The 22,617-nt window shown below is 74.3% G+C and carries 22 protein-coding genes and 1 pseudogene; 7 read left to right on the forward strand and 16 right to left on the reverse strand.

The genetic code is table 11. From position 1 onward, the window contains the following. Positions 1-221: pseudogene (locus ACFY7E_RS18650) on the forward strand (ferrochelatase); the annotation flags it as partial. A gap of 92 nt (positions 222-313) precedes the next feature. On the opposite strand, the gene ACFY7E_RS18655 reads toward ACFY7E_RS18650, so the two are convergent. Then, positions 314-580, reverse strand: coding sequence for a hypothetical protein (locus tag ACFY7E_RS18655; RefSeq protein WP_389486149.1), 267 nt, complete (start codon positions 578-580; stop codon positions 314-316). Positions 581-1,101: 521 nt separating this feature from the next. Between ACFY7E_RS18655 and ACFY7E_RS18660 the strand changes: the two genes are divergently transcribed. Next, positions 1,102-2,181 carry a MerR family transcriptional regulator gene (locus ACFY7E_RS18660; protein ID WP_389486151.1) on the forward strand — a complete coding sequence of 360 codons (1,080 nt, stop codon included), beginning with the start codon at positions 1,102-1,104 and terminating at the stop codon, positions 2,179-2,181. 27 nt (positions 2,182-2,208) lie between these two features. Here the strand turns inward: ACFY7E_RS18660 and ACFY7E_RS18665 are convergent, their stop codons facing one another. Further along, positions 2,209-2,754 carry an EF-hand domain-containing protein gene (locus ACFY7E_RS18665; protein WP_383445132.1) on the reverse strand — a complete coding sequence of 182 codons (546 nt, stop codon included), beginning with the start codon at positions 2,752-2,754 and terminating at the stop codon, positions 2,209-2,211. 295 nt (positions 2,755-3,049) lie between these two features. On the opposite strand from ACFY7E_RS18665, the gene ACFY7E_RS18670 reads away from it, so the two are divergent. From ACFY7E_RS18670 to ACFY7E_RS18680, 3 genes are all read left to right on the forward strand, one after another. Beyond that, on the forward strand, positions 3,050-4,576 hold the full coding sequence (locus ACFY7E_RS18670) for a hypothetical protein (RefSeq protein WP_389486153.1): 1,527 nt from the start codon (positions 3,050-3,052) through the stop codon (positions 4,574-4,576). A 128-nt stretch (positions 4,577-4,704) separates the two neighbouring features. Beyond that, on the forward strand, positions 4,705-6,000 hold the full coding sequence (locus ACFY7E_RS18675) for an AAA family ATPase (protein WP_389486155.1): 1,296 nt from the start codon (positions 4,705-4,707) through the stop codon (positions 5,998-6,000). Positions 6,001-6,194: 194 nt separating this feature from the next. Next, positions 6,195-7,400, forward strand: a complete 1,206-nt coding sequence (locus tag ACFY7E_RS18680) for a VWA-like domain-containing protein (protein WP_389486157.1) — start codon at positions 6,195-6,197, stop codon at positions 7,398-7,400. Positions 7,401-7,567: 167 nt separating this feature from the next. Here ACFY7E_RS18680 and ACFY7E_RS18685 read toward each other — a convergent pair whose 3' ends face one another. The 11 genes from ACFY7E_RS18685 to ACFY7E_RS18735 all read right to left on the reverse strand — a co-directional run bounded on the left by ACFY7E_RS18685 (position 7,568) and on the right by ACFY7E_RS18735 (position 17,356). Then, entirely contained in the window at positions 7,568-8,047 is a 480-nt protein-coding gene (locus tag ACFY7E_RS18685; RefSeq protein ID WP_389486159.1) for a hypothetical protein, read from the reverse strand. 271 nt (positions 8,048-8,318) lie between these two features. Continuing rightward, positions 8,319-9,080 carry a hypothetical protein gene (locus ACFY7E_RS18690; RefSeq protein ID WP_389486161.1) on the reverse strand — a complete coding sequence of 254 codons (762 nt, stop codon included), beginning with the start codon at positions 9,078-9,080 and terminating at the stop codon, positions 8,319-8,321. Positions 9,081-9,150: 70 nt separating this feature from the next. Continuing rightward, complete coding sequence (locus ACFY7E_RS18695) at positions 9,151-9,873, reverse strand: hypothetical protein (RefSeq protein WP_389486163.1); 723 nt, start codon at positions 9,871-9,873, stop codon at positions 9,151-9,153. A 215-nt stretch (positions 9,874-10,088) separates the two neighbouring features. After that, positions 10,089-10,901 (reverse strand): universal stress protein, encoded by an 813-nt coding sequence (locus ACFY7E_RS18700; protein ID WP_389486165.1) that lies wholly within the window; start codon positions 10,899-10,901, stop codon positions 10,089-10,091. A gap of 119 nt (positions 10,902-11,020) precedes the next feature. Next, positions 11,021-12,250, reverse strand: a complete 1,230-nt coding sequence (locus ACFY7E_RS18705; protein WP_389486167.1) for a serine hydrolase domain-containing protein — start codon at positions 12,248-12,250, stop codon at positions 11,021-11,023. Positions 12,251-12,399: 149 nt separating this feature from the next. Next, positions 12,400-12,831, reverse strand: a complete 432-nt coding sequence (locus ACFY7E_RS18710; RefSeq protein ID WP_389486169.1) for a subtilase-type protease inhibitor — start codon at positions 12,829-12,831, stop codon at positions 12,400-12,402. A gap of 347 nt (positions 12,832-13,178) precedes the next feature. Continuing rightward, entirely contained in the window at positions 13,179-14,273 is a 1,095-nt protein-coding gene (locus ACFY7E_RS18715) for a serine hydrolase domain-containing protein (RefSeq protein WP_389486171.1), read from the reverse strand. Next, positions 14,270-15,169: a DUF6895 family protein gene (locus ACFY7E_RS18720; protein ID WP_389486524.1), complete on the reverse strand. Its 900-nt coding sequence runs from the start codon at positions 15,167-15,169 to the stop codon at positions 14,270-14,272. The genes ACFY7E_RS18715 and ACFY7E_RS18720 overlap by 4 nt, the downstream gene beginning before the upstream one ends. Before the next feature lie 95 nt (positions 15,170-15,264). After that, positions 15,265-16,359 carry a DUF6895 family protein gene (locus tag ACFY7E_RS18725; protein WP_389486173.1) on the reverse strand — a complete coding sequence of 365 codons (1,095 nt, stop codon included), beginning with the start codon at positions 16,357-16,359 and terminating at the stop codon, positions 15,265-15,267. Further along, positions 16,356-17,171, reverse strand: coding sequence for a hypothetical protein (locus tag ACFY7E_RS18730; protein WP_389486175.1), 816 nt, complete (start codon positions 17,169-17,171; stop codon positions 16,356-16,358). Before ACFY7E_RS18730 ends, ACFY7E_RS18725 begins: the two co-directional genes overlap by 4 nt. Then, positions 17,171-17,356, reverse strand: coding sequence for a hypothetical protein (locus ACFY7E_RS18735; protein ID WP_389486177.1), 186 nt, complete (start codon positions 17,354-17,356; stop codon positions 17,171-17,173). The genes ACFY7E_RS18730 and ACFY7E_RS18735 overlap by 1 nt, the downstream gene beginning before the upstream one ends. A 230-nt stretch (positions 17,357-17,586) precedes the next feature. Between ACFY7E_RS18735 and ACFY7E_RS18740 the strand changes: the two genes are divergently transcribed. Then, on the forward strand, positions 17,587-18,015 hold the full coding sequence (locus ACFY7E_RS18740; RefSeq protein ID WP_389486179.1) for an SRPBCC family protein: 429 nt from the start codon (positions 17,587-17,589) through the stop codon (positions 18,013-18,015). Positions 18,016-18,132: 117 nt separating this feature from the next. On the opposite strand, the gene ACFY7E_RS18745 is transcribed toward ACFY7E_RS18740, so the two are convergent. Then, the gene (locus ACFY7E_RS18745; RefSeq protein WP_389486181.1) at positions 18,133-18,390 is read right to left on the reverse strand and encodes a DUF5133 domain-containing protein; all 258 of its coding nucleotides are present in this window, start codon (positions 18,388-18,390) and stop codon (positions 18,133-18,135) included. Positions 18,391-18,714: 324 nt separating this feature from the next. Here ACFY7E_RS18745 and ACFY7E_RS18750 point away from each other — a divergent pair, with 324 nt between their 5' ends. Beyond that, positions 18,715-19,374: a DedA family protein gene (locus ACFY7E_RS18750; RefSeq protein ID WP_389486183.1), complete on the forward strand. Its 660-nt coding sequence runs from the start codon at positions 18,715-18,717 to the stop codon at positions 19,372-19,374. Between the two features lie 127 nt (positions 19,375-19,501). Here the strand turns inward: ACFY7E_RS18750 and ACFY7E_RS18755 are convergent, their stop codons facing one another. Both ACFY7E_RS18755 and ACFY7E_RS18760 read right to left on the reverse strand, forming a co-directional pair. Continuing rightward, on the reverse strand, positions 19,502-21,370 hold the full coding sequence (locus tag ACFY7E_RS18755) for a glycosyl hydrolase family 18 protein (protein WP_389486185.1): 1,869 nt from the start codon (positions 21,368-21,370) through the stop codon (positions 19,502-19,504). A gap of 217 nt (positions 21,371-21,587) precedes the next feature. Then, complete coding sequence (locus ACFY7E_RS18760; RefSeq protein ID WP_389486187.1) at positions 21,588-22,424, reverse strand: response regulator transcription factor; 837 nt, start codon at positions 22,422-22,424, stop codon at positions 21,588-21,590. Positions 22,425-22,617: the final 193 nt, after the last annotated feature.

The raw sequence follows: 22,617 nt of genomic DNA on the forward strand, positions 1-22,617 counted from the left end.
GCCTGCCCGTCCGGCGCTCGGCCACCGTCGGCTCCGACCCGCGCTTCGCCGCCGCCGTCCGCGAACTCGTCCTGGAACGGGCCGCGGGGGAGCGGCGGATCCGGGTGGACCGGTGCGCCCTGGGCGCGCTCGGACCCTCCCACGACCTGTGCCCGATCGGCTGCTGCCCGGCCAGGACGGAACGGCCCGCGGCGGCCGGCGCCGACAGCCCGTACAAATGACGTCCGGGCGGCCCGGCCAGGAAGAGAGATGGTCCTCTCACAGGGCCGCCGGAGGTCGCGGGCGCAGCGCGACGGAGTTCGACGACCTCCCGTCAGGCATCCACCCCGAAACCGGCGGACCGTGCAGTCTCGTCGCGTTCGTAGTTCGCGAGCGCGAGGCCCAGCGCGAAGAAGGTCGGGGCCCACTCCCCCACGAAGATGCCCCAGCGGTCCGCCCGTTCCAGGTTCTCCTGCCGGTTGGACGTCAGCCACGAGACCAACGACAGCCCGATCGACCCCACGGCCGCCAGGTACGCGTGCTCACTGCGCACACCCGACTCGTGCAGCTTCTTGACGATCATCTCCTCCTCCTGCGCCATGAGGGCCTCCGACTGCGGAAGCCGTTTCCCTGTCCGTTCAGACGAAGGCCCGCGGCTCCGGATCCGGTGACGCCCCCTGCCCCTCGGACAGCCGCCACGAACTTCCGGAACACCCGAGCGGGAGGGACGGGAAGACATGGCGGGCCAGGTCGATGCGCCACACGTGCTCCTCGGCGCAGTCGCACACGAACGTGCCTGCGCCCGGAGTGCACCCACCGGGATGGAACAACTCGGCTCGGGACACTTCCCTCTCCTCATCTCCCGAAGATCACCTGAAAGGTCATTTCGGACATACTTCCTCGAAGTTCGCCGTGCGGATGCAGTCCGGTCGGTTCTCCTCGTCGGCTCCCGCCCACGCGCCCGGCGGACCCGGCGTCTTCGCCCGTCCTTGCATCCGCGCGCTCCCCTCGTCGGTAAGTCGGGACAGCGGTGTGGTGTACCAGGGCGCGAAGGCCCGTACGCGCACCACGTCCGGGAAGAGGAGGACGTGCCGTCGTCCTCCACCGGCGGGAAGTGAGGGCATGGCCGGAAACCGATACGGGATGACCACCGGGGCCGTCGCCAGGCACCTCGGGGTGTCGCCGACCACCGTGCGCTCCTGGGAACAGCGGTACGGCCTGCGTCCGGTAGCCCGCGAGGAGGGAAGACACCGGCGCTGGACGGCCGAGGACGTCTCGATGCTCGAAGGACTGTGCCGGCTGACGGCCTCCGGGGTCTCCCCCGCCGAGGCCGCGCGCACGGTCCTGGCGAGCCGCGACACGGCCACCGGCGGCGCCTCTGGCCCCGCCCGGTCGCCGGATCCCTCCGCCGGAGGAGGAAGAACGGCCGTTCCGGCAGGTGCCCGTCGGCCCGGTTCGCGTCACGACCCGCCCCTGGGCCCGGTGCGTGCGGAATGCCGGGGTCTGGGACGCGCCGCGGTGAGACTGGACGGTCCGGCGATGGACGACCTGCTGGAGCGGGCCGTCCAGGAGTACGGTCTGGTCGTCGCCTGGGAGGAGGTCATCGCGCCCGCTCTCCACGCGGTCGGCAAGAAGCGGGAATCGACGCAGGAGCGCTACGTCGAGGTCGAGCACCTGCTGTCGTGGCACGTCTCGACGGCCCTGCGCCGGATGATCGTGGCAGGATCCGCGGCACGCTCGACGGCGCCGCCCGTCCTCCTGGCGTGCACGCCCACCGAGATCCACACCCTTCCGCTGGAGGCGCTGGCCGCGGGGCTCGCCGAACGGGCGCTGCCGGTCCTCGTACTGGGCGGCGCGATCCCGGCCGAGGCACTCGACGCCGCGGTACGACGGTGCGGCCCCGCGGTCGTGACCCTGTGGTCCCAGGCGCGCGCCACGGCCGACCGCCCCTTGGCCGCGCACGTGGCGGGCACCGCCTTCGGACCTCGGGGGGCACGGACCGCGCCGATGGTCCTGCTGGCCGGTGCGGGCTGGGCGGGCGAGCCCCGGGAAGCCGGCATGCTGCGGCCCGGCGGATTGAGAGAAGCACTCGATGCGGTCTCAGGGCGGTACGAACGGCTGCGTCCCATGAGGTCGGACCGGGTACAGACCCCCGGCGGGCCGGGGTTCACGGCCCTTCGGCGAAGCGATCGAACCGGGTGACGGCCGGCCTGAGGCCGGGCGTGGACGTCAGCTCCGGGTCGGCACGGGGCCGCACAGGTGGTTGCCCGGTTCGGCGGGGTCGTCACTGGTCCAGAACTGGATCCACAGCTCGGTGAATTCGGGGCGGCCGAGGTAACCGTCCCCGTCCCGGTCGAGGCGGTCGAAGACATCGGCGACGTCGACGCTCCGGCCGTGCCACGTGTCGACGAGCCGCCGGTGCTCGGCCGGGGAGATGCGGCCGTCGCCGTTCTCGTCGACGGCGTCGAAGACGGTCTCGGCGGTCGCGGCGACGACCTCGCGCATCGTGGGCAGCAGGTCCACCATGGCGAGGATCTCGTCCAGGTCGACCCTGCCGTCCCCGTCCGCGTCCACGTGGGCCGCGAGGTGGTCCCACCAGCCCAGCATGACCGCCTCCACGCGTGCGGCCAGTTCGGACCCCGGCCGTACGCGGGGCAGGGCCTTCCAGCGTTCCGCCAGGGCCCGGAAGTCGCGCCGGTCGAGGTAGCCGTTGTCGTCGGCGTCGAACGCGCGGAACATGTCGACGAGCTTGTCGCGCTGGAACTCACTTGCCACGGTCGGCCCTTCCGTCGGGATCTGCGGCGATCCTGCCCACGAGCGGCCGTGCCCCAACGGCGCCCGGTGGCGCGGAGGGGCGCGCCCTCACCCGCTCGTACGCCCGACGCTCCGTGCGCCCCGTTTGACCGCCGGGGGTCACCCTCGGGGGTGACGCGCTCCCCCGGCGGAACCGCCCGACGAAACCGCCCGACGAAACCGCCTGGGGAATCGAACGACCATGGTCTACGATCCCCGTGATGATGAACTTCTCCTCGTACCGATTGGGGGACTCGTTCACACAAGGTGAGTGCTGATGGCACTTCACCCCGTGAACGGGATTCCGCCCCACCTGTCGATGTGGCAGCGCGTGCGCGAGTACGCCGTGCCACCGTCCATGATCGAGACCGCGACCGCACGGCGTGCGGCCGGTGACTGGGCGGGGGCCTGCGCCGCCGCCCGGATCGACGTCGATCTCGATCTGCGCGCCGTGGCCGACCGCCACGGCACCGGTCTCGCCGCCCTGCTCCGTGCCGACCTGCGCCGCCTGGCGCCGGACCTGCTCCGCTGGCACATGCCCCGCATCGCCCCCGACGGACGGCTCCGCCCGGGCCTCACCCTGGCCCTGGCCCGTTACGGAAGTCCCGGCACCGTGCCGCTGAGCCTGGTGGTACGGACACCGCCGGCCTGGGCGGACGGCGGACAGCGGATGTCGCTCGCCCTGTGGGAGGGGTCGGGGAACGACGGTCCCGGCCGCCCCTCCCACGCCCGTCCGCATCCGCATCCGCATCCCGAACGGCGTTTCCGGTTCGACCTGCACCGGCACCTCTGGGACGCGGGGCGAACCGGCGACCTGGCACGGCGGTGCGGCGCCGACGGGCCACCGTCCGCGTCGCCGCCCGGCCCGCCCTTCCCCCAGGACTCCCCCTGGGCGGTCGGGAGGTGGGCGGCCGAGGCGGAGACGCTGCTGCGGGCCGAGGGGCTCCCTCCTCGGGGCGCCTTCACCGTACGGCTCGGCACGGGACGACGGGCCGTGCTCGGACTCGTCGCTCCCGACGACGGCCACGCCCCGGTCCTCGGGCCGCTGCGAGAAGCACTGCCTCCGCAGGAGGTGGCGGCGCTTCCGGTGCTGCCGGAAGCGGCGGCCCGGACCCTTCCCGACCTGGACCTGCTGCGCGCGGGGCTGATCACGCCGGAACGGCTGCACCCCCTCGTCGCCGGGGCCCTGGCCGCGTCCGTCCCGGTCGCCTCCGCAGGGTGTCCCGGTCCTGTTCACGGGCCCGATGCCGTCCACGTGCCCGGTGATCCGCACCGGGTGGAGTGCCGGGGCGAGGCCCACCGGATCGCCCTGAAGGACGGAGTGCTGTCGGCGGTCGACCACGACCGGGACACCCTGCGGCGGGAGGAGCTGCTGGTGGCCCTCGGCGGGCCGGCGCTGCCCTGCCTGCGGGCGATCGACGCGGCACACCGCAACCCGGAAGCCCTGCCCGCCGTCCGGGAACGACTCGTCCACGGCGACGTCTCCGGGGCGCTGGCCGTCGTGACGGGGCTCCTCGGTCCCGAGGCGGTCCTGCGGGACGGTCCGCTCCGGGAGGAGCTGATGTCCGCCGCGGCCCGTCGCGTCGACCACGGACTCTTCCGTGCGGGGCTGGTCGCCGGGCGTCCCGCCACCGGTGTCCGTACCGACACGGCGGGCGGCGGGGGCGCCGCGGGCACGGGGGCCGTGGAGACGGGCCATCGTCCCCGGCTCGACCGCCACGCTCCTCTCGCGGTGCGCCGCAAGCGGAGCGCCCTGTCCCGGCCCCGGACCGGGCTGTCCCCGGTGAACGGCCCGTTCTCCTGAACTCCCTGGCTCTTCCCGGCCCTTGAACTCCCGAACTCCCGAACTTCTCCGCTCGTACCGCGCTTCGAGCGGCCCCACGAGATCCGGGACGGGTCGCTCCGTCCCCCCATTCCCCTCAGGTGATGCCCATGACGCCCAGCACCCTCACGTCCGCCCCTGCCCCTGCCACTGCTCCGGCGACCGACGGCGCGTCCGGTACCGGTGTCCGCCTCGCCCTGGCCGGCGAGCTCCTCGGGCTGCTGCGGACGACGACCACCGAGCCGCGCCGCGACGAACAGCTCGAAGCGCTCACCCTGGCCGTCGCAGCCGACCTGCCCGTACTGCTCTGGGGCGAGCCGGGCATCGGCAAGACCGCCGCCCTCACACAGCTCGCCGCCTCCCTCGGCCTGCCCCTGACGACCGTCATCGCCAGCGTCCACGAGCCGTCCGACTTCTCCGGGCTGCCGATCGTGGGCGACGACCCCGCGGTACGGGGAGTGCCGATGGCGCCCCCGCAGTGGGCCGTGGAACTCGTACGCGCCGGGCGGGGCCTGCTCTTCCTGGACGAGCTCTCCACCGCCACCCCCGCCGTGCAGGCCGCGCTGCTCCGGGTCGTCCTGGAGCGGCGGGTCGGCACGCTGCGGCTGCCCCCGGACGTACGGATCGTGGCCGCCGCCAACCCCCGGGCGTCGGCGGCGGACGGATGGGAGCTGAGCCCTCCGCTGGCCAACCGGTTCGTGCACCTGTACTGGGTGCACGACCAGGAGGTGGTGGTGCGCGGTCTCGGCGGGGTCTGGCCCCGGGCGGAGCTGCCCCGGCTGGACCCGGGGAGGCTTCCGGAGGCGGTGGCCCTCGCCCGGCGTGCGGTCTGCGGCTTCCTGAAGGCCCGGCCGACGATGATCCACCGGCTGCCGACCACCGAGACGCGGCGCGGGGGCGCCTGGCCCTCGCCCCGGAGCTGGGAGGCCGCGCTGACCCTGCTCGCCTTCGGTACGGCGGCCTCCGTCTCGCGGGAGGTGCTGGCGCTCCTGGTGCGGGGAGCGGTGGGTGACGGCCCCGGGCTCGAACTCCTCGCCCACCTGGACCGGATGGACCTGCCGGACCCCGAGTCCCTGCTGGCCGATCCCGCCTCCGCCGAACTGCCGGAGCGCGGCGACCTGCGCCAGGCGGCGCTCGACGCGGTGGTGGCCGCCGTCGGGGCGCGCCCGGAGCGGGAGCGGTGGGAGGCGGGCTGGGCCGTGCTGGTCCGGGCCCTGGAGACCGGTGCCCCGGACCTGCTCGTCGCCCCCGCGACGGTACTGGCCACGCTGCGCCGCGACGACTGGGAGATCCCCGAGTCGGTGGAACGGCTGGCCGGGGTGATCGGACTGGCCCGGCGCGCGGACCGGTCGGTGGAACGTGCCGCCGCGGCGGCCGCCGGGCGTGTGGCGAAGGCGTGCCGGTGACGGGGGCCGCGCGGCCCCGGACGCCGCACCGGACGTTTCCGTCCCCGCTGCCCCGGCCAATGGCTCCTCCCCCGCCGCCGCGCCCGGTGCGGGCCTCCGTGCCGACGCCGCCGGCCGGTTCCGGCGGGCCGGCCCGTACGGGTGGACCGACCGGTCCCGGCGGGTCGGTCGGCACGGCCGGACTCCCCCTGGACATGGACAAGCTGCTGGCCGCCCGGCTGCACGCGGTCAAGGTGCGCCCCTATCTGGCGGCGGCGCTCTTCGCCCTGCACGTGGTGGAGGACCGGTCGGTGCCGACGATGGTGGTGGACGTGCACTGGCGCTGCTACGTCTCCCCCGGTTTCGTGGCGGCCACCCCGGTGGAGGAGCTGGCGGGGGTCTGGGTGCACGAGGTCTCCCACCTGCTCAGGGACCACCACGGGCGGGGCGAGCGGTACGCGAGGGAGCACGGCGAGCACGGGCCGGGCGAGCGGCTGCGGCGCAACATCGCCGCCGACTTCGAGATCAACGACGACATCTACGGCGACGGGCTCCCCCGGCCCGCCGGGGCGGTGCTGCCCTCGTTGCTGCGGCTGCCCGAGGGGCGGTTGATGGAGGAGTACCTGCGGACGGCGTCGATGTCGGGGCTCGCCGCCGATCTGGCCTGGCTGGACTGCGGCAGTGGCGCCGACGGTCACACGAGGCCGTGGGAGCTGGGTCCCGACGGTGCGCACGGACTGAGCGGACAGCAGCGGGACGCGGTCCGCTTCCGGGTCGCGGAGGGCATCAAGGGGCGTCCCGGTGACGCGCCGGAGGGGTGGCGCCGGTGGGCGGAGGAGGCGTTCCGTCCGCCGCAGCCGTGGCGGCGTCTGCTGGGAGCCGCGGTCCGTTCGGCGGTGGGGGCGTCGGGGGCGGGCGAGGACCACAGCTACCGGCGTCCGTCCCGGCGCTCGGCCGGCGTTCCGGGGGTGGTGCTGCCGGCCCTGCGCCGCATGCCGCCCAGGGTCTGCGTGGTCATCGACACCTCCGGGTCGGTGAGCGACGCCGAGCTGGGCGGCGCGCTCCTGGAGGTGGCGGCGATCTCGCGGGCGGTGGGCGGGCGGCGCGACCTGGTCTCGGTGATCTCGTGCGACGCGGCGGCCGGTGTCGCCGTGCCGATCTGCCGCGCGGAGGACATCGAGCTGATCGGGGGCGGCGGAACGGACCTGCGCTCCGGTTTCGCCCGGGCCCTCCGTGCCCGGCCGCGCCCGGACGTCGTCGTCGTCCTGACGGACGGCCAGACGCCCTGGCCCTCCGCGCAGCCGCCCTGCCGCACCGTCGTCGGCCTCTTCCCCCGGCCCGCCCGCCCCGTGGACGAGCAGGACCCCGACTACGTACCCGACGCGCCGCCCGCCTGGGCGCGTGTCGTCACCATCGCCTGAAGGCACACGACCGCGACGGGGGTACGGGCCCGGTGGGCCGGGTCGCCCTGCTCCCGACCGGGGCCCGGTCGACACGGGTCCGGCCGCGCCCCCTCGTACGAAGGGGAGGTACGGGAACGCCCCGCGCCCCCGGACCGTGAGGCCGGGGGCGCGGGGCGCGGTGGTGTTCAGTTCCCGGGTGAGCGCGAGCCCGTGGCGCCCGGCGTGGCCGGTGCCCAGGCGGGCTGCTTCCGGGCCTCCGCCGGGTCGGCCTCGGCGACGGTGCCGTCGGGCCGTTCGGCCAGGTCCGTGTCGACGGGGACCCATGCGCCGTCGCGGTCGAACCGGACCGGTCCGGCGGCGAGTTCGGTGGTCAGGGTCCCGTCGGGGTTGGCCCAGGTGGTGGTGGTCCGGCTGCGTTCGGAGAGCGCCTCCACCCTGTTCCCGGAGCGTGCGGCCGCGGCGAGCGCGGCCGGGACGTCCGCCGCCTGCCCCGGGGCGGGCGCCGTGACGGCCGCGCCGGCGGAGGCGGTCGGGGGGAGGAGGGGAGCCGCCGCGGCGGAGGTGCCGAGCAGGCTCAGGGAGAGCGCGAGGACGGCGGCGCGTGGAAGCGCGCGCGTGGTGCGCGGTGCTCGGCGGCCCTGTCGGGCCGGTGGAGCCGTATTCATGAAGTGTCAACCTTGGTCAGGGGTCTACGAAAAGAAAGACGAGAATATTCATGAGTTGACCCTTCATTGACGGCATTATGCTGATGAATCACCCATATCCGGCTAAGCGACAGGGTGGACATGATCACAACGAGCGGAGGCAACCGAAAAGGCCGGTCGTGACTCGGGGTCACGACCGGCCGTTGGCGTGGGGCGCGCGGATCGCGTCGGCGAAGGTGGGGACGGGGCGGGGCCGTTCGTCTGCGGGCCCGCCGGTCCGCGTCGTCGTGGGTCAGGCGGTCGGGGTGATCAGGTCGCTCAGGGGCTGGGCGGAGTCGGTGCCGGAGTGGCCGAAGGGGGCGTCGAAGCTCCAGACGAGGAAGAGCAGGAAGACCACCAGGGCGCTGAAGGTGGTGGCGAGCAGCAGTTCGCGGGCGGAGCGGCGGATCTGCAGGGTGTAGAGCAGGCCGAGGGTGACCACGGCGCCGGCGACGAGGCCGAACCAGACCGCGCCGGGCAGGGTGGTGCCGGCGCTGTCCAGGCGCTGGTGGCGGGCGTTGTCCGCGGCGGCGACCTGGTCGAGGAGGGGCTGGTAGGCCTGGGCCTGCAGTTCATCGGCCGGCGTGTGGTGGGCGATGTCGCCGCGGATGCGGCCGAGCAGACCGGCACCGGTGGCGTCGACCGGCACGTCGTCCTTCATGGCGGGCCACTCGGTGGTGACGGCGTGCCGGGCGTAGGCGTCGATGTGTTCCTTGACCTTGGCGCGGAAGGCGACCGGGTAGACGTCGAGTCGCTGGTCGATCTCGTACAGCGCCTGGGCCTCGCGCTGGACGGTGTCCTCGGCCGCGCCGCGGGCCTCCCACACGCCGGCGATCGCCAGGCCGAGCACGATGGCGTAGACGACGCCGACCATCATGACCATGTACTCCAGCACGTCCGGGGTCTCGGAGGTGTCCTCGTCCGCGGCCACCCTGCGGTGCCGCATGACGGTGGTCGCGATGACGAGCATGCAGACCAGGACCGAGGCGAGGGTGTAGACGAGCCATTCCGGCACAGCGCAACTCCAGGACGAACGAAGCGAGAGGGGGAGGAGGAGGGAGGGGAGGGGGAAGGCGGACCGGTCGTCAGCCGCGCCTGCGGCGACGGGAACGGGGCCGCAGGGCGGCCGCGGCCAGGACGCCCGGGAGGGTGACGACGACCGTGGTCATGGTCGTCGACATCCCCACCGGGGCCGGGCGCGTGGGACCGCCGGTGTAGTACGGGCGCGGCACCCACCGGAAGGCCTGCCGCGCCTTCGGCGGGACCGGAGCAGGGATCGGGGCCGGCGCCGCGGCCGGAGGGGTGCTGGGGGCAGGGTCGGCCGCCGGTACGAACTCCCCGGCCGGCTCGGCGGACTTCGGCGCGGTGGTGCGGGAGAGCACGTGGGGGGCGGCGGGCGGGGGCGTCACGGACGGTTCGGGCGCCGGCGCGGACGACGGTGGCGCCGGGGGCCGCGGTTCGGGCGCCGGGGCGGACGGCGACGGTGGCGAGGGCCGGGAAACGGGCGGGGGCGCGGGGGCGGGCATGGGCGTGGAAGCGGGCGGGGGCGCGGGGGCGGACGGAGGCGCGGGGGCGGGCGGGGGCGCGGGGGCGGGCGGGGGCGCGGGGGCGGGCGGGGGCGCGGGGCACGGTGCCTCCGGGGGGAGTCCCGGACGGTCGTGGCCCATGTCGACCCACACGTCCGGGGCGCACACCACCAGACGGTCGGTGGTCGGGGTGTGGTCCATGACCACCAGGGTGCCGCCGTGCTGAGGCAGCGGGCACAGGGCCGCCGCGGCCCCCAGACCGACACTGATCCAGCCGCCCATGGACCGTCCTTTCCCGCCACGACCTTTTCCCGTACGCCCCGTGGTGGTCCGAAGGGGCGGGAACGTCGCCGTGAGGCGGCGACACAGCGGGTAACGATCATGGAGGGGGCGGGTCACGGACCGTGTGCCGGGGAAAGGCACCGGGGGCACGGTCTTTCACCGGGGTGGAGGAACCTTTCGGTACGGGGGCGGGGCGCCGGCACCGGGCGGGCAGCTCAGTCCGTTCGGCGTACGGTGACCACGGGACAGTGCGCGTGGGTCATCACGGCCTGGCTGACCGAGCCGAGGAGCAGTCCGGCGATGCCGCTGCGGCCGCGGGCGCCGACGACCAGCAGCTGGGCCGTCCTGCTCGCTTCGATCAGGACGTCGCGTGGCCTGCCGTCCACCACGTCGCGTCGGACGGTGACGTCCGGATGGGTGTCCGCGCGGCCGGCGACCGTCTGGGCCAGGGACCGCGCCGCGGTCTCGGGGGTCGTGTCGGCGGCGGCCTCGTCCGGCTGCCGCGCGTGCACCACCACGAGTTCGGCCCGGCGTCGCGCGGCCTCGGCGAAGGCCACGTCGACGGCCTCGGCGCTGTCCGGGGAGCCGTCGACCCCCAGGACGACGGGTCCCGCGCCGGCGACCGCCCCGTGTTCTTCGCGGACCGTCATCACGGGGCAGTGGCTGCGGGCGGCCAGGGACACCGGTGTCGACCCGAGGAGCAGGCCCGTGATGCCTCCCAGCCCTCTGGAGCCGACGACGATCAGGTCCGCGGCCCGCGACTCGGCCTCCAGCACGTGCACCACGTCGCCCGTCACGACGGCCCTGGTCACCACGAGCCCGGGTTCCGCGTCGAGGGCGTGGGCCGCCGCTTCGTGGACCAGTGTCGCGGAGGCCGGGTCCGGCACCACGTACCTGGGCTTGATCGGGACCTCGACGTGCACCACCCGCAGCTTCGCGCCGCGCCGCGCCGCCGCGCCGGCGGCTGCCTCCACGGCGGTGAGGCTCATCTCCGAGCCGTCGACCCCGACCACGACCAGATCGCTCATAGCTGGCTGCTCCACTTCAAGCTGCGGGTTCCCAGCCTCGCCCGGCCGGCACGCCCCTGCAATTCCTGCGCGTCCCGCGCACCGCGACGGACTCCGTCCGGGGCGGCGGGAGCGCGGTCTCAGCGCCGCAGGAGGGCGCAGACGAAGTTCTCCTGGACGGCGCGGACCTTGGCCAGCAGGTCCGGCTTGAGGGTCTTGCTGGTCTGGGTGTTGAGGGAGAACGTCAGGGACCGCTCGCCGTCCGCCGTCGCGGCGGCCAGCTGGGTGTAGCCGGGGAAGTTGCCGGTGTGGCCGTAGACCGTGCCGCAGCGGGTCGTGTACCGGAAGATCGCCAGTCCGCCCGCGTTGGCCCCGGGGCCGGCGGGCTCCGAGGCCGCGCCGGGGATGAAGCGCCGCTGCTCGTTCCTGACCTGCGGGGACAGGAAGTCGCGACCGCCCGCCCAGGCCCGGATGAAGGAGTTCAGGTCCTCGGGCGTGGCGACGATGCCGCCGGAGGCCCACACGCCGGAGGCGCTGAGGACCTCGCTGATGTCCTCGGGCGGGGCGGGCGGCGTGACGTCGTAGCCGTGCAGGTACGGCCTCGGCATCCGGTAGCCCTGCGGGAGGACGGTCCGCCGCAGGTCGAGGGGCCGGTACACGAGCTCTTCGAGCAGCCGCTCGTACGGCCGGCCGGTCGCCGCCTCCGCCATCAGCGCGACGGCGATGTTGTCGGAGTTGGAGTACGCGTACCGCGATCCCGGCGGGAACTCCAGTCCCCGGTCGGCGACGAAGTCGAGCAGCCGGCGCGAGTCGAAGCGGTGCCTCGGGTCCGCGGTCAGGATCTCGAGGAACGACGGGGCGGTCGAGAAGTCGGGCAGTCCGCTGGTGTGGTTGAGCAACTGCCGGAGGGTCACCCGGTGCCATGCCTCGGGCAGGGCGGGGAGGCGCCGGCCGATCGTGTCGTCCAGGTCGAGGCGGTGCCGGTCGACCAGGCGCAGGGCGACCGCCCCGCTGTACGCCTTGGCGACGCTGGCGAGGCGCATGTACGCGTCGGCCCGGGGCGGTCTGCCGGTCCTCGTGTCGGCCACGCCGGCCCGGTGGACCGTCGTCCGGTCGCCCACCCGCATCAGGGCGATCACGCCGGGCGGCCCGCCGGCCGTCCTGACCAGGTCCTCCAACTGCCTCTGCAGGGCCTTGTCCGAGGACGAGGACGGGGGCGGGGAGGGCGAGGAGGACGGGGACGCTCCGGCCGCCCGGGCCGGAAGGCCGGCGCCGCCCAGCGCCAGGGCCCCGGAGAGGGCGCCGACGAGGGCGGCGGCGGACAGGCGCAGGCGTGCGCGCGAGCGGAAACGGGCTGGGCGTGCCGACACGGGGGCTCCTTCTCGGTGGGGCGCCGGGCGGACGCGCGTCCGGCGAGTGGGATCCGCCCCAGCATCGGACGCTCCGGCGCCCCTCGCCCTTCCGCTGCTCCATCCGGCCGAGATCCCCGGTCCCCGTCCGCGTCGGGGCCGGCGTGCGCTCAGAACGCGAAGGCTTCCCCGCCGTTCAGGGTGGTCCCCATGACGCAGGCGTTGGAGAAGGTGTGCTGCCAGGACGTGCGGGCCCCCTCCCAGACGCCGTCCAGGGTGACGGTGACGGGGTCGAAGTGCTGCGGGCACGCCCGGTCGCGGTCCGGCGACGCCAGCAGCCCGTCGAACCCGGCGCCCGCGAATCCGCCCTTGAGTTCGGCGCAGGCGGCCTCCGGGTCGGGGTGCGTCCCGGAGGGGCCGGGCATGCAGCTGAGCGTGGTGGCGCGGAGGACGGTGAGCGAGCCGGAGTCCGCGCCCTTGCCGATCGAGAGGACGACGGCGGAGGGTGCGTACAGGCTGGTGGACCCGGCTTCCGCGGTACCGGCGGCGCCGGTGAGACAGAGAAGGGCGGCTGCGGAAATCGCGGCATAACGACGAAGCACGAGAAGATTCTCTTTCGGATCGACGGGAGTGGGCGGCGTTTCTCCTGCGATTTCCCGCCCACCTTGCGCTTCGGAGTGTGTCCGACACGGTGAGCCACCGCACCTTCATGGCCGTTATCCGGACACGTCGGCGCGGTTATCGGTGTGTACGGGTCGTCGAGGCTGCTCAGGAGCGGTGCGAGGGTCCCCCGGCGCGGCTCCGTGGCGTGCCGTTCTCCTCCCCCACCGGCCGCCGACCTGCCCGAAGACGCGTGCGCTTTACCGAACAGCCATTCAGTACGGCCGGTTAACGACGCCGGGGACGCGCCGCCCGACGACAGCGACGGGCGACGGACCGGAGGCGGTGGTCACGGGCCCTCGCACAGGAGGGTGAGGGCCTCGGCGGAGAAGGGGTCGGCGAGGCGGTACCGGCGGGTGGCGGTCGCGGCCAGGGCGAAGCCCGTGGCCGGGCAGAAACCGAGGAACGCCTGCTGTCCGGGAGTGGCCCCGCAGTGGAAGAAGGCCGGTCCGCGCGGGGTGGGCTGCTGGAACCAGGTCAGCGTGTGGGTCTGGCGGTGCCGCCCGCGACCGTGGCTCAGTACCGGTCGGCGCACCTCGCGCAGTGCGTCGGCGAGCGGCCCGTTCGGCTCCAGATGGGCCTCCAGGAAGGCGAGCAGGTCGTGCGGGGTGGCGCGTACGGCTCCCGCCGCGGCGAACCCCGCGATGTCCAGGGGCGGCAGGGGCGTGGTGCCGTCACGGGCGTGGCCGGTCGCGTCCCGGCCCGTCCCGCCTCCGGCCCGCAGAGCGGTGCCGGACAGGCCGAGCGGGTCCAGGACCTGCTCGTGCAGGAGGACGTCCCACGGCGTCGCGGTACGGGCCGCGAGGGCGTGGCCCAGGACGGCCGCGCCGAAGTTCGAGTAGCGCCAGCGGGTGCCGGGGCGGCGGGGGCGGGCGCGGGCGAACGCCTCGACGACGCGCCGGCCGTCGTATCCGGCGTAGGGGTTGGTGTTCCGGTGCCGCAGGGCCCGCGGGTAGAGGTCGCGGGGCAGGCCGGGCAGGCCGGAGGTGTGCGTGATCAGGTGGTGGAGGGTGACGGGGTCGCGGCCGGGCGGCCGGTCCGGGAACAGCGCGGCGTCCACCGGGTGTCCGAGGGGCACGCGTCCGGAGGCGGCGAGATGGGCCAGGAGCAGGCCGGCGAAGGTCTTGGACGCCGAGCCGATCTCGTAGCGCAGTTCCCGGCGCCCGGCGGCCGTCGCGTCGGGCGTACCGCCGCTGCACAGTGTCCTGCGACCCCTCACGGAGGCGGCGAAGACGACGTCGGGGGCGTCGACGGACGCGACGGCGGCGGCCAGTCTGTCGGCCAGGGGCGCGGCCGTCCCCCCACCGGGCGGACCGGCGGCGGCCCGTGCCGGCGGCTCGCCCCCGCCGTCAGCGGCGCCCGGCCCGTCCGTGTACGGCTTCACGTCGCCGGCCCCGGGGAGGACGGCGCGCCGGCGAGGCGGGAGAAGGCGCGGGAGGTGGCCAGGGTGGCGGCGAAGGCGGCGACGACGGTGGAGTGGTAGACCGTGTCGAACACCGTCTCCTCGTCGTCCGTCTCCGGCATGCCCCGTACGGCGGGCATGGCGCCGTCGGGCTGTTGCGCGGCGGCGAAGCCCCGCCAGGCGCGGGCGTCCAGCGTGGGGTGCTCCAGGCAGGCGTCGACGACGAGGAGTTCGCCGAGCAGGTCCCAGCGCTCCAGGTCCAGCCAGTCGTCCAGCCACACGGGAAGCCAGGTGGCGAGGTAGTCGGCGGTGGCGGGCGGCAGGTCGGCGGGGCGCGCGCCCCAGTCCGTGAGGTGGAAGACGGTGTGGGTGACGTCGTAGGCGGCGTGTCCCTCGACCGTCCACGGTTCCGGCGCGCGGGCCAGCCAGGTGCGGGCCGCGGCCTCCTCCACCGGGATGCGCGGGGTCAGCCCGAAGCGGTGCTCGAAGGCGCTCAGGCCCAGGCGCCGCACCGGCTTCATCTCCATCGCCGCCCAGCTGTCGAGGCGCTGGTTGAGCCGGACCGCGCGGTCGACGTACGGCCGGCGGTGGCCCATCTCCCAGAACGGCAGGTAGACGTCGAAGGGGACGGGGGAGATCGGTTCGCGGCGCTGGCCCTCCTCCAGCATCCGGCCGCCGTCGAGGACGTCGCGCCACAGGTGGTCCAGGAGCCGGCGGGCCAGGTCGACCTGGTGGGAGCCGGCGACGCCCTCGCGGAAGAGGACCTTGCAGATCATGGCGACTTCCCCGACGGGTTTGAAGCGGTCGAGGAAGCCCGTCTCGGGGTCGGGGTCCGGCTCCAGGCGGAATCCCTCCCGGTGCTCGTACAGCCACTCCATGGCCCGCAGGCCGACGCGGTGGAAGAGCGCGGCGTCCACGGGGTCCGGTCCGTCCTGCGCGGAGGGACCGGAGGGAGCGGGCGGCTGGTGGACGGTCATGGGACATCACCCGGCGGCGCGGTCTCGGGGCCCGGAAGGACCGTGGCGGTGAGGGACACGGGGGGAACCCCGTACAGACGGGCGACGGTGAGGGTCGCCGCGTAGGCGGCCACCAGCGTCGAGTGGTAGCAGTGGAGGAAACCCGGCTCGGCGGATCCGTCGCGGCGGCTCGGGCCGACCTCGCACAGTCCGCCCGCCGCGTCCTGCGCGGCCGCGAGCCGTGCCCACGCGGGTTCCACGATCCGGGCCGGGACGGGGATGGGGAGGCCCGCCGCTACGGCCAGCAGTTCCCCGGCGAGGTCCCAGAGCTCCTCCTCCAGGCACGAGTCCAGCCAGGCGGGCAGCCAGTGGTGGAGGTAGCGCGCGAGCCGGGGCGGCATGCGGTGCGGCGCGTTGCCCCAGTCGGTGAGGTGGAAGACGACGTGGGTGAGGGCGTAGCCGGAGGAGCGTTCGAACATCCACGGTTCGGGCAGGCTGCCCAGCCAGGTGCGGTGCAGGGCGGTGCACGGCGGGGCGTGCGGGGGCAGGCCGGTGCGGTGCTCGGCGTTGAGGATGCCCAGGCGGCGGGTCGGGTCCTGCTCCGTGTGCGCCCAGCTGCGGGTGCGGGCCAGCGCGCGGGCCAGTTCCTCGAAGCCGGGATGCCGGAAACCCGCCGACCGGAAGGCCGCGTAGATCTCCAGCGGGTAGGTGGACATCGGTTCCGCGCGCAACTGTTCGAGGAGCAGGGAGCCCCGGCGCGTCTGCCCCCAGGCGAACTCCAGGAGTTCGGCGGCGCGTCGGCGGGCCGGGCCGGAGGCGGTGTGGCGGCGGATGCCGTCGCCGAGCTGGGCGAGTTCGCCGAGCGGTTTCCAGGTGCGGTCGACGAGCACGTCGGGCGCCAGCACGTCCTCGGGCAGCGCGAAGCAGGAGCGGTGGTCGTACACCCAGTCCAGGGCGGTGCACGCCACCTCCACGACCTGCGGGGCCGCGGAGGGGCGCGCGACGCCGTCGGCGGGCGGGCGGGCGGTGTCGCCGGAGGACGTACGGGGCCCGCCGCCGACCGGTCCGGCCGTCCGGGCGCCGAGGTCCCGGTCCGGCACCGCCGCCGTCATGCGCGCACCTCCGCGCCGTCCTCCCGCCCGGCGCGTGCCGACCGGAGCGTACGGAAGTGCTGTGCGGCGTGCACGTGCAGGTCCACCCGGGGGTCGGCGCCGCCCATCAGCAGGACGAAGTCCAGGCCGGAGTCCAGGCCCAGGGTCTCCGGCACGCCGTCGACGACCGCGAGCCAGCGGCCCGCGGCGGCCGCCTGGAGCCAGTCCCGTCGGCGCACCGCCCGGACGAAGCCGCGCGCGAGGTCGACGGGCCGCTGCCGGGCGACCCGTGCGACGGCGGACTCCGCGAGCGCGGCGTGTCCGTGGGCGGCGGCCGTCGCCGTGTCGCCGGGGACGGCGAGCGGGGCGAGGAGCGCGAGCTGGTGCGCCAGCTGCTGCCAGGGGACGGCGGCGGGCCACGCGTCCCGCGCTCCGTCGGCCCCGGCGTCGTGGTCGGAGCCGTAATCCGGCGCGGACCCGGCGGGTGCTCCGGGGGCGGCGGGCCGCGCGTCGGGGTGGTCCGACATCCGTGTCAGGGCCCAGTGGCTCCAGACGGTCACCGGAGAGGAGTCGGCCCGGGGCGGGAAGGTGGCGGCGGCCCGTCGGCACGCGTCGACGTCCTGCGGATGCGGCGGCCTGCCGTGCACGAGGGCGGGGAGCAGGACGTCCGGTCCGAGCATGCGCACGGCCGCGAGCCACGGGCCGTCGCCCTCCGTACCGGTCACCCCGCCCCGGGCAGCGGAGTGGTCCCCGCCCTTGAGGGCGGAGACCACGTCCGAGGCGAGGTCATGGACCGCTTCCGCCACCCGGGCGGACGCCTCTGACCGCTCCATCAGCCCTTCTTCGGGCGGGGCGTCGGCGGCGACAGCAGGAGACCGCCCGAGCCGCCGGCGAGCGCCAGCGCCGCGCATTCCCTGGTGTCACGGGCCGTGCCGCCCGGCTCGCACGGGTTCAGGGCCTCTTCGATGTCGATGTCGTTCCACGTGCTCTCGTGGACGACTCGCTCGGTGGAAGCCATGCCACCATCCCTTTCCACAAACTCAACCCGACAAAACGGGATCTTTAGGGTGAATTCCCCTTCCAGTAGAACGCCGGAGTCGTATAGATGCAAGCTCACGGCCGTCACAAAAACTCGATATTTTTCACCGGGCCGGCTTCCGGGCGGAGCCGGGGGCCCGGGCGGTGAAACGCGGCTTCGGGGGTACGGACGGAGGACCCCGTCGTTTCACACAGGAGGAGGAGACGTCCATGGCGTCCTCGTTGCTGGAAGCGGTCGACATCAAGGCACCGGTGGCCGTCAGCTGGTCCCTCTGGGCCGACGTCGAGCGCTGGCCCACCTTTCTCAGCCACGTCAGGCGCGTCGACCGCATCGACGCCGGGACGTTCGCCTGGCAGGTGTCCCTGCCGGGCGCCGACAAGGCCTTCGTGGCCGAACTGACCGAAGTGGTGCCGGAGGAGCGGATCGCCTGGCGGACGACGGAGGGGGTCCACCACGCGGGAGTGGTCACCTTCCACCGGCTCAGCGACACGGAGAGCCGGGTGACGCTCCAGGTCGAGTACGAACCGAAGGGCTTCGTCGAGCACTTGGGCGCCGTGACGAACCTCGACGCCACGCTGGCCAACTACGACCTGGGCGAGTTCCGGAGGATGGCCGAGCACGAGGCCGGCCACCGCTGAGGGCGGGCTCCGTACGGGGAACGCCGGAGGGGCCCGGTCGGTACCGGGCCCCTCCGGCGTTCCCCGTACGGAGCGGGACGGTGTGCCGGACCCGCGGTCCGCGGGTCCGCGGGTACGTCAGGCGGCCAGCTCCGCCGCCGTCCGGTCGACGGGAGCCGGCACCGGGCGGACCCTCGGCACGCGGCGGGCGGCCAGCAGGGTGTCGGCGGCCGCCAGAGCGTCCTCGACGCGGGTCGTACCGGTGACCACGCACAGGGTGTACGAGACGTCCTCCAGACGCTCCCCCTCCCTCCTCTCGCCGCGCGCCTCGGCGATGCGCAGGTCCGCGTAACGGGTGAGCAGGGAACGGAGGAGACGGGAATCGGGTATCAGCACAGGCCGGCCTTTCACGGTCCAACAAGTGGTGCCCGTCTGCCCCGTGTACGTCCGGACATGCGCGTCCCTGAGAAGAATCCCGTACCGCCCGCAGCGGAGGCCCTCCGGCTCCGCCCCGGTCGTCCGTCCCGGCCACCCACCGGGAGATCCGTCGTCACCGGTTCCGGACTCGCACGTGGGGATCGCGGCGGAGCGGGTACCCGGAAGAGCACTCCCGGGCCGCGGCCCGTCACCGGCCCGTGCGCGGCCCGCCGAGGACGAGGCGGGGGAAGCAGGAGCGTGGCCCCGGGTGACCCATCGGTCCGGCGGCTTGGAGAGAACACCATGCACCTCATGTACGCGGCGGCACGACAGCCTTCGGACGGCCTCGCGGGCTGGGCGGCCGGCCTCGTCGAGACCCTGGGCGGTCCCGGGGCCGGCCTGGCCGTCGCGCTGGAGAACCTCTTCCCTCCCCTGCCGAGCGAGGTGATCCTGCCGCTGACCGGGTTCGCGGCCGGGCAGGGCGTGCTCACGCTGTTCTCGGCGATGTTCTGGACCACGCTCGGCTCGGTCGTGGGGGCCCTGGTCCTCTACTGGATCGGGATGCGGCTCGGGCGGAAACGCATGCACGCGCTCTGGGCGAAGCTGCCGCTGGTGAAGACCTCCGACCTGGAGCGCGCGGAGGAGTGGTTCTCCCGGCACGGCAGCAAGGCGGTCTTCCTCGGCCGCATGGTGCCCGTCGTCCGCAGCCTCGTCTCCGCCCCGGCCGGGGTGGAGCGCATGCCGCTCCCCCTGTTCGTCGCGCTGACCGCGCTCGGCAGCCTGATCTGGAACGCCGCCCTGATCCTGGCCGGTTACTGGCTGGGGGACCAGTGGGACGTGGTGGAGAAGTACGTCGGTCTCGTCTCCAAGGCCGTCCTGGTCCTGGGCGTCCTCGCCCTCGTGGCCTACGTGACCGTGCGGCTGCGCGACCGCGACCGCGACCGCGGGGGCCGCACCTCCTGACCGGTGTGCCGCGCCGGGGCGGGGCCGGCCCGGAGGAGGAGCCGCGAACGAAGACGTCCCGCCCGCCCCTGTCCGGGGCGGGCGGGACCGCTCGGTACCGGCGCGGCGCGAAGACCGCCGCCGGGTCCTACTTCAGGCCGTTGCTGATCGCGTTCACCAGTTCGCCGTCGACGGTGTCGCCGTTGAACTCCCAGAAGAACGCGCCGCCCAGACCCTGGCCCTTGGCCCAGGACATCTTGGACGTGACCGTGGCCGGGGTGTCGTAGCTCCACCAGTCGGTGCCGCAGTGGGCGTACGCCGTGCCGGCGATGGTGCCGGTGGCCGGGCAGGTGGTCTTGAGGACCTTGTAGTACTGGTTGCCCGGCTCGACGCCGGCCGCCGGGCCGGTGGCGGTGCCGCCGGGGGCGGACTGGGTGACGCCGGTCCAGCCGCGTCCGTAGAAGCCGATGCCGAGCAGCAGCTTGGAGGCGGGGACGCCCTTGGCCTTCAGCTTGGCGATCGCGTCCGCCGAGTTGAAGCCCTGGGCGGGGATGCCGGGGTACGAGGTCAGCGGGGAGTGCGGGGCGGTCGGGCCCTGCGCGGCCCAGGTGCCGAAGTAGTCGTACGTCATCACGTCGTACCAGTTGATGTACTGGGCGGCGCCGCCGTAGTCGGCGGCGTCGAGCTTGCCGCCGGTGGAGCCGTCGGCGGTGATGGCCGCGGTGATCAGGTTGTTCGGGCCGAACTTGGCGCGCATGGCCTGCATCATGTTCTTGATCGAGGCCGGGCCGCTGGTGTCACAGGTCAGACCGCAGGCGTTGGGGTACTCCCAGTCCAGGTCGATGCCGTCGAAGACGTCGGCCCAGCGCGGGTCCTCGACCAGGTCGTAGCAGGACTGGGCGAAGGCGCTCGGGTTCTGCACGGCCTGGCCGAAGCCGCCGGACCAGGTCCAGCCGCCGAAGGACCACAGCACCTTGATGTGCGGGTACTGCGCCTTCAGCTTGCGGAGCTGGTTGAAGTGACCGCGCAGCGGCTGGTCCCACACGTCGGCCTTGCCGTCCACCGACTGGTCGGCGGTGAAGGACTTCTCGTAGTCGGCGTAGGAGTCGCCGACGGTGCACTTGCCGTTCTGCACGTTGCCGAAGGCGTAGTTGATGTGCGTGATCTTCGACGCGGAGCCGGAGGTCACCAGGTTCTTCACCGTGTAGGGGCCCCAGTTGGTGAAGTAGCCCAGGTTGATCTTCCCGTTGCCGCCGGGGTTCTCGCCGCCGCCACCGCCGCCGGTGGTGCGGACCGCCGTGGCGGCGGAGGCCGGGCCGGTCTGGTCGGCGGTGTCGCGGGCGACGACCGTGTAGTTGTAGTCGGTGCCGGCGGTCAGGCCGGTGTTGGTGTAGGTGGTGCCGGTGACGGTGGCGACGGTGGCCCCGTCGCGCTTGACGTCGTAGTTCTTGACGCCCTTGTCGTCGGTGGCGGCCGCCCAGGTGAGCTTCACCGAGGTGTCGGTGATGTCGCTCGCGGTGGGCTTGCCGGGCGCGGAGGGGGCGTTGTCACCGGGGTTGGTGGAACCGCCGTCGCAGGAGGCGCCGTTGAGCTTGCAGCCGCTGGGGGCGCCGGTGCCGCTGCCGTTGAACCCGAAGGAGATGGAGGCGCCGGGGGCCAGGGTGCCGTTCCAGCCCAGGTTCTTGGCGGTCCAGTGGTTCGTGGAGTTGGTGACGGTGGCGTCCCACGCGGAGGTGACCTTGGTGCCGGTGGGGAAGTCCCACTCGACGGTCCAGGAGGAGAGCGTGGTGGTGCCGGTGTTCTTCACCGTCCACTGGCCCTCGAAGCCGGAGCCCCAGTCGGACTTCTTGGTGTACGTCGCGGTGGCGGAGGCGGCTGCCTCGGCGGGGGCCGCGAGCCCGACCATGGCGGCCAGGGGAAGGAACAGCGCGGTGACGCCCGCGACGGCCTTGGCCCGGCCGGACCGGGGGACGCTCCGCGGCGACCGGAGTCGGCGGCGGGGTGTTTCGGTGCTCAACGATGCTCCTCGAATGGGATCCGGCGCGCAGGAGGTGATCCGTGACCCGCACGCCCTGCGTGGCCCTGAGTACGTGGTGCCCTGCCCTGCGGTCACCGCAGTGCGTTGCGGCGACCCTAAGAAGGTCTGGACCAATCGTCAAGAGGTCTGGACCAGTTTTCGGGTCGGCGGCCGGTCCCAAGTCCTCCGCGTGAGGAGGGGTTCGAACGTCGCCGGGTCACCGACCCGGGGAGGGCCGGGCGCCCGGTTCGCGAGGGCCGCCGGCCCCGGCGAGCAGGCCGGCGTCCTGGGCGCGCAGCACCGCGTCGAGCCGGTCCGCGGCTCCCAGCTTGCGGTAGAGGGCGTGCAGGTGCTTGTGCACGGTGCGCGGCGAGATGCCGAGGCGGCGTGCCATGGAGTCGGCCGGCAGCCCGGTGGCGAGCAGGTGCAGGACGTTCAGCTCGCGGGGGGTCAGCGGCGCGGCGAGGGACCGGTTGGCCCGCCGCGTCCGGTCACCGCCCGGCACCGCCCGCAGCCCGTTCAGGAGGGACCGGTGGCGCGCCGCCGCCTTGAGCAGCGGCTGCGCGCGCGTGGCGTACCGCACGTCGTGGACGGTGAAGTCCCCGCCGGGGCGGTGCACCACGAAACCGCTGACGTGCGGGCCCGTACCGGGGAACGGTATGCCGAGCATGTGCCGTGTCCCGAAGGCCCGGTGGAGGGCGTCGGCCGTCGCGCTGTGCCGCCAGACCCGTCCTCCCGCGATGCGCGCGGCGCTCTGCGGGGCCCGGTCCCCGCCGCCCCCGTAGTGCCCCGCGAAGGGGTAGCCCTCCCGGATGCGACGCCGGACCGACTCGTCGTGGAGGTCCTCCGCCCCCGTCCCGTACGGCTCCGTCCCGTACGACCGGAGCGCGACGCGGCCCCGCTCCCGCGTCCAGGGCTCCTCCTTGACCACGACCAGCGTCGCGTCGAGCGCCGTGAGCAATTCCTCGGTGAGCAGGGACCAGACGTGCTCCGGGTCCTCGGCGTCCATCACCCCGACCGCCAGGTCCAGCATCCGCGCGTGCCGATCCCGCATGACCGCTTCTCCCGAGGACCCCGACGAACCGTGTCGGTCCACGGTAACCGGCCGCTGTCCATACGCACTTCTCCCCATGGCCCGGCCGTCGGGTTCGCGCCATGATCGGTCATCGGCGCACTCGCCGTCACCGGGCGTTCCGGGCCCTCGCGCCCGTCGCGACGGACCGGGAGGAGCCCGGGGTACGACGCAC

The organism is Streptomyces sp. NPDC012825, assembly GCF_042900925.1.
Classification (GTDB): Bacteria; Actinomycetota; Actinomycetes; order Streptomycetales; family Streptomycetaceae; genus Streptomyces.

Bases quoted from the DNA above. Each gene is read 5' to 3' on its own strand.
- ACFY7E_RS18700 (WP_389486165.1), bottom strand. From the start codon at position 10,901: ATGAGCGATCTGGTCGTGGTCGGGGTCGACGGCTCGGAGATGAGCCTC.
- ACFY7E_RS18660 (WP_389486151.1), top strand. From the start codon at position 1,102: ATGGCCGGAAACCGATACGGGATGACCACCGGGGCCGTCGCCAGGCAC.
- ACFY7E_RS18680 (WP_389486157.1), top strand. From the start codon at position 6,195: ATGGACAAGCTGCTGGCCGCCCGGCTGCACGCGGTCAAGGTGCGCCCC.
- ACFY7E_RS18760 (WP_389486187.1), bottom strand. From the start codon at position 22,424: ATGCGGGATCGGCACGCGCGGATGCTGGACCTGGCGGTCGGGGTGATG.
- ACFY7E_RS18670 (WP_389486153.1), top strand. From the start codon at position 3,050: ATGGCACTTCACCCCGTGAACGGGATTCCGCCCCACCTGTCGATGTGG.
- ACFY7E_RS18740 (WP_389486179.1), top strand. From the start codon at position 17,587: ATGGCGTCCTCGTTGCTGGAAGCGGTCGACATCAAGGCACCGGTGGCC.
- ACFY7E_RS18695 (WP_389486163.1), bottom strand. From the start codon at position 9,873: ATGGGCGGCTGGATCAGTGTCGGTCTGGGGGCCGCGGCGGCCCTGTGC.
- ACFY7E_RS18675 (WP_389486155.1), top strand. From the start codon at position 4,705: ATGACGCCCAGCACCCTCACGTCCGCCCCTGCCCCTGCCACTGCTCCG.
- ACFY7E_RS18685 (WP_389486159.1), bottom strand. From the start codon at position 8,047: ATGAATACGGCTCCACCGGCCCGACAGGGCCGCCGAGCACCGCGCACC.
- ACFY7E_RS18655 (WP_389486149.1), bottom strand. From the start codon at position 580: ATGGCGCAGGAGGAGGAGATGATCGTCAAGAAGCTGCACGAGTCGGGT.
- ACFY7E_RS18725 (WP_389486173.1), bottom strand. From the start codon at position 16,359: ATGACGGCGGCGGTGCCGGACCGGGACCTCGGCGCCCGGACGGCCGGA.
- ACFY7E_RS18720 (WP_389486524.1), bottom strand. From the start codon at position 15,169: ATGGAGTGGCTGTACGAGCACCGGGAGGGATTCCGCCTGGAGCCGGAC.
- ACFY7E_RS18730 (WP_389486175.1), bottom strand. From the start codon at position 17,171: ATGGAGCGGTCAGAGGCGTCCGCCCGGGTGGCGGAAGCGGTCCATGAC.
- ACFY7E_RS18735 (WP_389486177.1), bottom strand. From the start codon at position 17,356: ATGGCTTCCACCGAGCGAGTCGTCCACGAGAGCACGTGGAACGACATC.
- ACFY7E_RS18750 (WP_389486183.1), top strand. From the start codon at position 18,715: ATGCACCTCATGTACGCGGCGGCACGACAGCCTTCGGACGGCCTCGCG.